This is a genomic window from Waltera acetigignens (genome assembly GCF_025567015.1).
Lineage (GTDB): Bacteria > Bacillota > Clostridia > Lachnospirales > Lachnospiraceae > Acetatifactor > Acetatifactor acetigignens.
This window is the reverse complement of sequence record NZ_JAOQJO010000001.1, coordinates 534,910-545,508: the sequence shown is the minus strand read 5'-3', so window position 1 is coordinate 545,508 and position 10,599 is coordinate 534,910. Positions and strand designations below refer to the sequence as shown.

General features: G+C 47.3%; 8 protein-coding genes and 1 tRNA gene. 7 read left to right on the top strand and 2 right to left on the bottom strand.

The features are described from left to right. The first annotated feature begins 117 nt into the window (after positions 1–117). From aspS to OCV96_RS02465, 7 genes are all read left to right on the top strand, one after another. Positions 118–1,881 (top strand): aspartate--tRNA ligase, encoded by a 1,764-nt coding sequence (aspS, locus tag OCV96_RS02495; protein WP_022313287.1) that lies wholly within the window; start codon positions 118–120, stop codon positions 1,879–1,881. A gap of 75 nt (positions 1,882–1,956) precedes the next feature. Beyond that, positions 1,957–2,658, top strand: coding sequence for a 4'-phosphopantetheinyl transferase family protein (locus OCV96_RS02490; RefSeq protein ID WP_262593397.1), 702 nt, complete (start codon positions 1,957–1,959; stop codon positions 2,656–2,658). 88 nt (positions 2,659–2,746) lie between these two features. Next, entirely contained in the window at positions 2,747–4,495 is a 1,749-nt protein-coding gene (locus tag OCV96_RS02485) for an ABC transporter ATP-binding protein (RefSeq protein WP_262593396.1), read from the top strand. Beyond that, the gene (locus OCV96_RS02480; protein ID WP_262593395.1) at positions 4,495–6,240 is read left to right on the top strand and encodes an ABC transporter ATP-binding protein; all 1,746 of its coding nucleotides are present in this window, start codon (positions 4,495–4,497) and stop codon (positions 6,238–6,240) included. Before OCV96_RS02485 ends, OCV96_RS02480 begins: the two co-directional genes overlap by 1 nt. A gap of 68 nt (positions 6,241–6,308) precedes the next feature. After that, the gene (locus OCV96_RS02475) at positions 6,309–6,488 is read left to right on the top strand and encodes a hypothetical protein (RefSeq protein WP_262593394.1); all 180 of its coding nucleotides are present in this window, start codon (positions 6,309–6,311) and stop codon (positions 6,486–6,488) included. A 622-nt stretch (positions 6,489–7,110) separates the two neighbouring features. After that, positions 7,111–8,427, top strand: a complete 1,317-nt coding sequence (locus OCV96_RS02470; protein WP_022313291.1) for a glycoside hydrolase family 3 N-terminal domain-containing protein — start codon at positions 7,111–7,113, stop codon at positions 8,425–8,427. 200 nt (positions 8,428–8,627) lie between these two features. Further along, positions 8,628–8,873 carry a hypothetical protein gene (locus OCV96_RS02465; RefSeq protein WP_262593393.1) on the top strand — a complete coding sequence of 82 codons (246 nt, stop codon included), beginning with the start codon at positions 8,628–8,630 and terminating at the stop codon, positions 8,871–8,873. A gap of 490 nt (positions 8,874–9,363) precedes the next feature. Here the strand turns inward: OCV96_RS02465 and OCV96_RS02460 are convergent. Beyond that, positions 9,364–9,435: transfer RNA gene (locus OCV96_RS02460), tRNA-Gly, on the bottom strand. Positions 9,436–9,524: 89 nt separating this feature from the next. Beyond that, entirely contained in the window at positions 9,525–10,592 is a 1,068-nt protein-coding gene (locus tag OCV96_RS02455) for an acyltransferase family protein (RefSeq protein ID WP_022312935.1), read from the bottom strand. Positions 10,593–10,599 lie beyond the last annotated feature (7 nt).

Genomic DNA, 10,599 nt, shown 5'->3' with positions numbered 1-10,599 from the left:
AACAAGAATAAGAAATTCCAGAAAGAACAGCTGAACAAGGAAGGCTACGAAGAATTCGTGGAATTCTATAAAGAAGAATTAAAGAGATAAAAAGCAACAGACGAAGGAGCAAAAGCAATGATTCAGTCCAGAACCCATAATTGTAATGAACTTCGGATCGGCAACGTTGGCGAGAGAGTCACACTGGTCGGCTGGTTCGAGAACATGAGAAAAGTCAGCAAGAATCTCGGATTTGTCATTTTGCGTGATTTCTACGGAACCACTCAGCTGGTAGTAGAGACCGAAGAGATGATGAACGTGATGGATGGCATCAACAAGGAGTCCACCATCTCCGTGGAAGGTGTGGTAAGAGAGCGTTCCAGCAAGAATGCCAATCTGCCTACCGGAGAGATCGAAGTAGTGCCCGACAAGATCGAGATTTTAGGTAAGTGTATCTACAATGCACTTCCTTTTGAGATCAATCAGTCCAAGGATGCAGACGAGAATGCCCGTCTGAAATACCGTTATCTGGATCTGAGAAATCCGAACATGAAGAAGAACATCGTGATGAGAAGTCAGATCGTGGCAGAGCTGCGTCAGAGAATGTATGCTCTGAACTTCATGGAGATCACCACCCCTATTCTGACCTGTTCTTCCCCGGAAGGTGCGAGAGATTATCTGGTTCCTGCCAGAAATCATCCCGGCAAGTTTTACGCTTTGCCCCAGGCACCCCAGCAGTTCAAGCAGATCCTGATGGCTTCCGGTTTTGACCGTTATTTCCAGATCGCTCCCTGCTTCCGTGATGAGGATGCGAGAGCAGACCGTTCTCCCGGAGAGTTTTATCAGCTGGATATGGAGATGGCCTTCGCTTCTCAGGAAGATGTATTCTCCATCGTAGAGCAGGTACTTCCTCCCGTATTTGAAAAGTACGGTATTTATAAAAATGCTTCCAAGGCTCCGTTTGTACGGATCCCTTATCTGGAGGCTATGGACAAGTATGGTTCCGACAAGCCGGATCTGCGTATCGATCTGGTACTGACCGATGCCACCGAGGTAATGCAGGGCTGTGGCTTTGCTGCTTTCGAAGGTCAGACGGTAAAGGCTATCGTGGTGGATGGCTTCACCGCTACCCGTAAGCAGATCGATGCTATCTGCGCAGAGGTAGAAGTACAGACCGCACGCAAGGGATTCTGGTTCCGTGTAGACGAGAACGGAGAGTTCGTAGGCGGTATCTCCAAGTTCTTGCAGGATCGCAAGGAAGAAGTCATCAAGGCTCTCGGCCTTAAGAACGGTGACTTTGTAGGGCTTGCCGCAGGCAAGAAGCTGGAAGCGCAGAAGACAGCAGGTGTATACAGAAAGCTGCTGGGTGCAGCCAGCGAGAAACATATGAAGAAGGATTGCTACGAGTTCTGCTGGATTGTGGATTTCCCGATGTATGAGATCGGTGAAGAGTCCGGCGAACTGGAATTCTGTCATAATCCGTTCTCCATGCCCCAGGGCGGTATGGATGCGCTGAACAATCAGGATCCTCTGGAGATTCTGGCATACCAGTACGATCTGGTCTGCAACGGCGTAGAGCTGTCCTCCGGCGCAGTGAGAAACCATGATCCTGAGATTATGATCAAGGCATTCGAACTGGTAGGCTTAGGCGAAGCCGATGTGAAGGCAAAGTTCCCTGCCATGTACAATGCATTCTGTTACGGAGCACCTCCTCATGCAGGAATCGCTCCCGGCGTAGACCGTATGATCATGTTGATCTGTGGTGAGGAAAGCATCCGTGAGATCATTCCTTTCCCCATGAACAAGAATGCCATGGACATTATGATGGGAGCACCGGGTACGGTAGAGCAGAAGCAGTTGGATGAACTGCATCTGGCCATCACCGCCAAGCCGGAAGAATAATAATGAGGCTGTCGCACGATTTCTGTGTGACAGCCTTTATGTTGGGTATATATGGCAATTTGTCAGGAGAAGAATATGGCTGTAGGAATTTATGTATTGCATCTGCACCCAGGTGAGGAAGAAATCAGGCGGACATTCCTGCGGGAAGCTGCAGAATGTGTGGATCCGGTGCGGTGTAAGAAGGTACAACGGCTGAAAAGCACCGGAGCAAAGGCAGCCAGTCTCGGCGCGGGAATGCTGTTGCAGAAGATGGCTCTGGATGTGATAGACGGTACGGAGAATACTGGAATCCTGTTTCTGGAAGAGGATGAGCTGCTTGCGGTGTTACAGGAGCGGATGCACCGGGACAAGGCGGGGGCGTTATCCTTTTCCTACGAATATGGAGAACTGGGGAAGCCACAGATCGTGAATATCCCGAAAAAATTCAATCTGTCTCATTCCGGAGACTATGTGGTCTGCGCGGTAGGAGACGGAGAAGTGGGAGCGGACATTCAGAAATGGGTTCCCTATAAGGAACGGACGGCAGAGCGTTTTTTTGCGCCAACGGAATGGAAACTGCTGCAGGAACTGCCTGCGTCACAGCGCACGGAACTGTTTTACCGATTGTGGAGCAGAAAAGAAGCCTACGGCAAATACACCGGTCAGGGGATCGGCAGTGCAGTGGGAGAAGATTTCTCCGACGAACAGAACTGGCAGGAAAAGCAGATATGTTTCCGGGAACGGGTTCTGGAGGATAGCTATTCGCTGGCGGTCTGTTACGGAACAGCAGAAGCGTAAAAAGAAAGGAACGGGAAAGCTGTAAAGGGATAGGAAGCATGAAAAGCGGATGCGCATTACATGGAAAGCGCGAAGAAATGAGGACTTTATGAAAAGATTAATGATGTATCTGAAAGATTATAAGAAAGAGTCCATACTGGCACCACTGTTCAAACTGCTGGAAGCATTTTTCGAACTGATGGTTCCTCTGGTAATGGCAAATATTATTGACTATGGTATTTCCAACCGGAATATGGGTTATATCGGGAAAATGGGACTGCTCCTGTTACTCCTTGGTGTAGTGGGACTGGCATCGTCCATTACGGCACAGTTTTTCGCAGCCAAGGCGGCAGTGGGGGTATCCACCAAACTGCGGCAGGCATTGTTTGACCATATTGAGGATTTGAGCTTTACGGATATTGATAAGGCGGGAACCTCCACCATGATCACCCGTATGACCAGTGATGTGAACCAGGTGCAGTCCGGTATCAACATGACACTGCGTCTGTTCTTACGTTCCCCGATCATTGTCTTTGGTGCCATGATCATGGCATTCACCATTGATGTGAAATGTGCCCTGATCTTTGTAGTGGCGATTCCATTATTGTCCGTTGTGGTATTCGGTATTATTTTATCCACAATCCCTATGTACAAAAAGGTGCAGTCCAGGCTGGATCAGGTATTGGGCATCACCAGAGAGAATCTGACCGGTGTCCGTGTCATTCGTGCATTCCATCAGGAAGCGAAGGAAGAAGAGCGATTCCGGGAGAACAATGAGGCATTGTCCGCCATGCAGATCTTCGTAGGTAAGATCAGTGCCTGCATGAATCCTGTGACCTATATCATTGTAAACGGAGCCATCATTGCTCTGATCTATACCGGCGCAGTACAGGTCAATATCGGTAACTTAAGCCAGGGTGAGGTAGTAGCGATCATCAACTATATGAACCAGATCCTGGTAGAGCTGGTAAAGCTGGCAAACCTGATCGTGACCATGACCAAGGCGTTGGCCTGTGCAGAACGTGTAGCTTCCGTTTTCGATATTGGCGCAGATGCTGTATATGTGGGAGTACAGGATCAGAAACTGGCGGATAAGGTAGATAAGAGCGCACCTTTCTTAGACTTCAAACATGTATCCCTGACTTATCAGGGAGCCGGAGCACCTACTTTGCAGGATATGAACTTCACCGTAAACCGTGGCGATACCGTAGGTATCATCGGAGGTACCGGTTCCGGTAAGACCTCCCTGGTGAACCTGATCCCCGGTTTCTACCCGGCGACAGAAGGTGAGATCCTGTTGGAAGGCAGAGATATCCGGACCATGAGTGATGAGGAACTGCGCGGACGTATCGGCGTCGTACCGCAGAAGGCAGTCCTGTTCAAGGGAACGATCCGCAGCAACCTCCAGTGGGGCAAGCCAGACGCTACCGAAGGGGAGATGTGGAAAGCACTGGAACTGGCACAGGCATCGGAAGTGGTAGACGGTAAGCCCGGAAAGTTAGATGCAACTGTGGCACAGAACGGTAAGAACTTCTCCGGTGGACAGAGACAGCGTCTGACGATCGCAAGAGCCTTGGTCAGAAATCCCGAGATTCTGATCCTGGATGACAGTGCCTCCGCACTGGACTACGCAACGGATGCAAAACTCCGTGCAGCAATCCGGACTTTGGAAGATAAGACCACAACCTTTATCGTATCCCAGCGCGCCTCCACGATCCGCCATGCGGACAAGATCATCGTTCTGGATGATGGAGAGATCGCAGGTATGGGAACCCATGATGAGTTGTTAAAGGACTGCACCGTATATCAGGAGATTTATTATTCCCAGTACCCTGAACAGAGAGGAGGTGTTCGGTAATGCAGAAGAAAAATAACAAAGAGACGATGAAGCGGGTATTGAAATATATCCGGAAATATACACCGGCACTGGTACTCTCCCTACTGTTAGCAGGCCTGACCGTGTTACTGACCTTATATATCCCTATCCTCACCGGTAATGCGGTGGATCTGATCATCGGCGAGGGACAGGTGGATATGCCCGACATCTTTGCCATTATGAAAAAAATCGCTATCGTCATGATCATCACGGCAGTAGGCCAGTGGGTTATGAACACCTGCAACAACTATATTACCTATCATGTGATCCGGGATATCCGTACGGATGCTTTTGCGAAGCTGGAGATCCTGCCCTTAAAATATCTGGATGCCCATGCTTACGGTGATATCGTGAGTCGTGTTATTGCGGACGTGGATACTTTCGCAGACGGTCTGCTGATGGGATTTACCCAACTGTTCACCGGTGTACTGACGATCCTGTGTACGCTGGGCTTCATGTTGGTGACCAATGTGCCCATCACACTGGTAGTAGTATGTATCACTCCGGTATCCTTCCTGGTGGCAAAATTCATTGCAACCAAGACCTACTCCATGTTCAAGGAGCAGTCCGAGACCAGAGGCGAGCAGACCTCCCTGATTGAGGAAATGATCGACAACCAGAAGATCGTAAATACCTTTTCCAGAGGAGAAGCGGTGAAGAGCAAGTTTGGAGAGATCAACGGCAGATTGCAGAAATGCTCTCTGAAAGCTATCTTTTTCTCCTCCATTACGAACCCGGCGACCCGTTTCGTTAACAGTCTGGTATATGCCGGTGTCGGTGTGTTCGGTGCGCTCGTAGCGATCAAGGGCGGTATCAGCGTAGGCCGTCTGTCCTGCTTTTTAAGCTATGCGAACCAGTACACCAAGCCCTTCAACGAGATCTCCGGCGTGGTAACAGAATTGCAGAATGCTTTTGTCTGTGCCGGACGTATCTTTGAACTGATCGACGAGGAGCCTCAGGTGCCCGATGCTGCGGATGCAAGAGTATTAGAAGAGGCTCAGGGCAACGTAGATCTGAAGGATGTATATTTCCAGTATGTACCGGAGAAGAAGCTGATCCAGAACTTTAACCTGCAGGTAAAACCCGGGCAGAGAGTTGCTATCGTAGGCCCTACCGGATGCGGTAAGACCACCGTCATCAATCTGCTGATGCGTTTCTACGATGTGAACTCCGGCTCCATTAAAGTGGACGGCACAGATATCCGGGATATCACCAGAGGAAGTCTCCGTACCAATTACGGTATGGTGCTGCAGGAGACCTGGTTACGTTCCGGCACTATCCGTGACAACATCTGCATGGGTAAACCGGACGCTACCGAGGAAGAGATCATCGTAGCAGCCAAGGCATCCCATGCCCATAGCTTTATCAAGCGACTGCCCCAAGGGTATGACACCGTGATCACTGAAGACGGCGGCAGCCTGTCCCAGGGACAGAAACAGCTTCTGTGTATCACCAGAGTTATGCTGTGCCTGCCTCCCATGCTGATCCTCGATGAGGCAACCTCCTCCATCGATACCCGTACCGAGATCAAGATCCAGAACGCATTCGCCACCATGATGGAAGGCCGCACCAGCTTCATCGTAGCCCACAGACTTTCCACCATCCAGAGCGCTGATGTCATCCTGGTAATGAAAGACGGAAACATCATCGAACAGGGCAACCATGAGACCCTGCTGGCAAAGGGCGGTTTCTACGCGAATCTGTATAATAGCCAGTTTGCCGTGTAACGAGACATGCAAAGGCAAGGAAACTACCACTCCCTGGGGAGCTTGCTCACCAGGGAGTGGTAGTTTTTTTGACTTTATACGGCGACAGCCGTCATCCGCCGAAAGCCCGTCAGGGCTTTTGGCGGATGCTGGCATGGCTCGTTACACGTACCCCCGTCAGCGGCACGCCCTTTGCCCTGTTCTTTTCCGAAAAGACAGAAAATATGTCGAAAAATATCAAAAATTGTAAAAATATACCAGCACAATAAAAATATTGAAAATAAATTAAAATATTTCGAGAAATGTGTTGACAAATGTACAAGCATGTATTATATTAGACTTAACAAAAGAGAAACGGAACAACCCAACAAAGAAGGTTGGGAGAGAAGTACAAAAGAATCTATAGAAAGAGAGGTATAGTCCACCTAACAAGTAAAGTCCTACCACAGTCTTCCATGATGTACAACTGAATAGAACTACCAAAGAGAACCAATTTACATAGAGAACATCAAGTACACAGAAGAAAAAGTAATGAACAACAGAAGATAAAAATTATCTCACATTACAGTACATCCGTACAAAAGAAAAGTGGAAAGAGAACAAAAGACAAAATGGAAGATCAAATTTAAGAAAGAGAGGGCAAGCCATTGGAGCCTGTAGTCTGAGAGGGCGTACTGATTGAAAGAATGATCGGTACGCTCTCTTAATGTTGTATAACTATTCAGAGCCAAGTAAAAAATCAAGATGGTCGTCAAATGCTTGCATTTGTAAGTCCATATTGGATTTTTTATTTTGCGAATGAGGTTCTGAATAGTTGTACAATTTTCCAGTGGAAAAACCTACCGATATCATGTACAATAGAAGAATAGTACAGATAGAGGAGTTATGAAAATGGACACAAACGAACAGAATCAGCAGGACAAAAGAGAACTCAGACATAAGAGAAGACAGAGAAATCAGATCATTGCATATACGGCCGTAGGTATTATGATCCTGTTGCTGGCGGTGGGAATTGCTTTTGCTGTAAGCAAGATTACCAGCATGAGTCGTAATCAGGAAGAACAGCAGAACAAGGTGGATGAGATCCTTTCGGATGAGGAGACAATCCAGGCGCCGACGGAAAGCCAGGAGACAGTGGTGGAACTCACGGATGAGCAGAAGCTGGATACCATTATTAATGAGGCAATCATCCAGAACATGCCTCTGGAAGATAAGGTAGCAGGATTATTCATTACGACGCCGGAATCGATCACCGGTGTGTCTGCGGCAGTACAGGCGGGAGACGGTACCAAGGATGCGTTATCCCAATACCCGGTAGGTGGAATCGTATACGCTGCGAAAAACATCCAGTCTGCAGATCAGCTGAAGCAGATGATCGATAATACCAAATTATATACCAGCTATCCCCTGTTTATTGCCATTGACGGAGAGGGAAGCGATACAGATGCGGTAGCTGCGGCAGGCCTTGGCACTAAAGTGGACACACCCCAGAGCATCGGGGCTACCGGAGATACCAACAATGCGTACCTAGCGGGAACCACGGTGGGAACTTATCTGGCAGAGTTGGGCTTTAATCTTGATTTCGCACCTTCTGCAGATCTCAGTGTAGTGGATGGAAATGCGGCAGGCAGCAGTTCTTACGGATCGGAAGCGGACAATGTGGCATCCTTTGTAGGATATATGCAGGCAGGATTACAGGAGCAGAAGGTGACCGCATGTATCGGACAGTTCCCTGGTATCGGCAGCAGTACCCAGAGCACGAAGGACGGCATGGCATCTACAGACAGAAGTGCGGAAGATTTCAGAGCCAATGAATTTGTGGTTTTCCAGACTTGTATCGACAATGGCATGACCAAAATGATCCGCATCAGTAATATGGCGTCATCTTCCCTGACCGGAGACAATACCCCCTGCACGTTCTCCAGCGCAGTGGTAACGGATATTTTAAGAAATGAACTGAATTTCCGCGGTGTGATCGTGTCCGGAGCCATGAATGAGGCTGCAATCTCCAATTACTATGGGGCAGATGAAGCTGCGGTACTGGCACTTCGCGCAGGCTGTGATATGATCTATGCACCGGAGAATTTTGAGACGGCATACAACGGAGTATTGGAGGCTGTACAGAACGGCACCATTTCCGAGGAACGCATCAATGATTCCCTGCGGAGAATCTACCGTATCAAATATGCGGATAAACTGGAACAGTAAAGAAGATAGAAGACGATTGCATGTGAGTGCAGTCGTCTTTTTTCTTGTAAAAAATTGCCGTTCATGTTATCTTAGCAATAAGAGCAATATTTCTCTTACAAATTCTCATATCGTTGACTAGCGATCTATAGTCGTTTTCCCAGAGACGTGAATGGAAGAAAGAAACATGAAGTTAAAATGAAGGTGGTGAAAAGAGTGAAGTGTATAGCATAGGAAAAATAAATCAAAAAATATATAAATGTATAACAGAGGATATTATTACCGAAGAGGTTATTATCATAGACAATCAGATTCAACATATTAAGGACAGATATCCAGAGGCATATAATAAAGTATTGAAAAATATACAGGAGGCAATAAGTACCCCGGGTTATATTATTAGGGATAAGCATGCATATACGGGACTGATTATTAAAAGAATACAAACGGAAGAAGGATTTTTATAGATTGTATTAAGATTATGTACTTCGGGGGATGAACATGGATATAAAAATTCTGTGATTTCATGCTGGAAAATTAGTGAGAGAAGATTGCAGAATTACTTGCGAAATAAAGAAATTCTTTACAGTAGGAAATAAACAGGGTATAATCTATATACAATAAGAGAGGAACTATCCGAGGTGGTAAATTTCGTTGCAACCACGCACCCTATGGGTCAAAAGAGATGCAGGAGAGGCGACGCCTGCCGGATGGTTTCTTGCTTATGTTATTGAGTCACCATTTTGTGGTGGCTTTTTTAGTTTTAACCACATTCGTTGTAGAACCAGCTGTCTACAATTTCATGCAGACACAAAAAGAGCGGAAACCCTGTAAAATCAAGGCTTCCGCTACAAATAAAAAGAGCGCAGACCGGAGCGGAGCGTAGACATCGAACTTTCGAGCCCTGGCAGGGCTCGAAAAAAAGAACGATACCGATTTGGTATCGTTCTTTTTTCAAGCGCGAGACGGGGATCGAACCCGCGACCCCCTCCTTGGCAAGGAGGTGCTCCACCGCTGAGCCACTCGCGCATATCTTACGGACAAGTTATAATATACTATAGGGCTCCGGAAATGTCAATAAAAAAAGTGTGCATCTTTTTTGTAAATTGCATATACAATTAACGCAGCAGTATTCTACGCAGCCATCCGGTGAATTTCCGCTCTATCAGGATCCAGCACAGATAAGCCAGAACAATGCTTATTACAACGCTTACGATCAGTCCGACAACAGATAATACGGATAGGGTGGAAAAGTCAAATACCACACGGTCCAGAAACATAACCGGATAGTAGTGTACCAGATACAGGGAATAGCTGATATTTCCCAACTGCACAAAAAAGCGGGGCATGGAAAGCCGCAGGCCTGCGAGAAAAGCAAGGATTAACAATAGCAGAGCAGGGAGCCCCCACTGGGGAAGCCTGAGGAACCCAATCACATTGATCCGGGGCGTAAAGTAAGCAAGCAGACAAAAGATTACCGGGATACATACCGCGGATACGAGGCTTACTGTCCGCGAAACCGGATGAAGGGTATGCCTGCGATACAAATACCGCAGCAGATAGTAAGCCAGAATTCCGAAGAGAAATTCCAACATGACAGGATCTCCGTAAAAAATGAGGAAAGGAGAAAGTACATTACCTATCGGAGACTGCCAGGATGAGATCGCCGGAGCAAATATCTGTACCATTCCCACCAGAATCACCAGAAATGCGCTGCAGATCAGACCGCGGTATTTCATGCTGATGTGAAAGGCAATGAAAAACAGCAGATAGAACAGCATTTCACAGTTAATGGTCCAGCCGATCCGTACCAAAGGCTGGATCGCTCCGCTGCCGATATCAAAAGGAATAAACAGCAGACTTTTGACCAGATAGGAAAAATCGTGTCTGGTCTGTTGGAACATGGAAGGAAACAACAACAGCGACAGATAGGTGCCCAGTGTCATCAGGTAGTAAAGCGGAAGAATCCGGACCAGGCGTTTGCGGAAGAAATATTTGGTACTTTTTTCCGTGGTAAACATGATCATGAATCCGCTGATACAAAAAAAGATGTCCACACCGAAAGCTCCGAAGTTCAGAAAACGGACATGCTGAAATACCACAAAAAGAGCAGCCAGACCGCGTAAAGCCTGGATGCTGTCAAAATGCAGTTCATGAAACTCTTTATTAACTGTTATATTTTCCATAGAAATA

Bases quoted from the DNA above. Each gene is read 5' to 3' on its own strand.
- aspS (WP_022313287.1), top strand. From the start codon at position 118: ATGATTCAGTCCAGAACCCATAATTGTAATGAACTTCGGATCGGCAAC.
- OCV96_RS02490 (WP_262593397.1), top strand. From the start codon at position 1,957: ATGGCTGTAGGAATTTATGTATTGCATCTGCACCCAGGTGAGGAAGAA.
- OCV96_RS02485 (WP_262593396.1), top strand. From the start codon at position 2,747: ATGAAAAGATTAATGATGTATCTGAAAGATTATAAGAAAGAGTCCATA.
- OCV96_RS02480 (WP_262593395.1), top strand. From the start codon at position 4,495: ATGCAGAAGAAAAATAACAAAGAGACGATGAAGCGGGTATTGAAATAT.
- OCV96_RS02470 (WP_022313291.1), top strand. From the start codon at position 7,111: ATGGACACAAACGAACAGAATCAGCAGGACAAAAGAGAACTCAGACAT.
- OCV96_RS02455 (WP_022312935.1), bottom strand. From the start codon at position 10,592: ATGGAAAATATAACAGTTAATAAAGAGTTTCATGAACTGCATTTTGAC.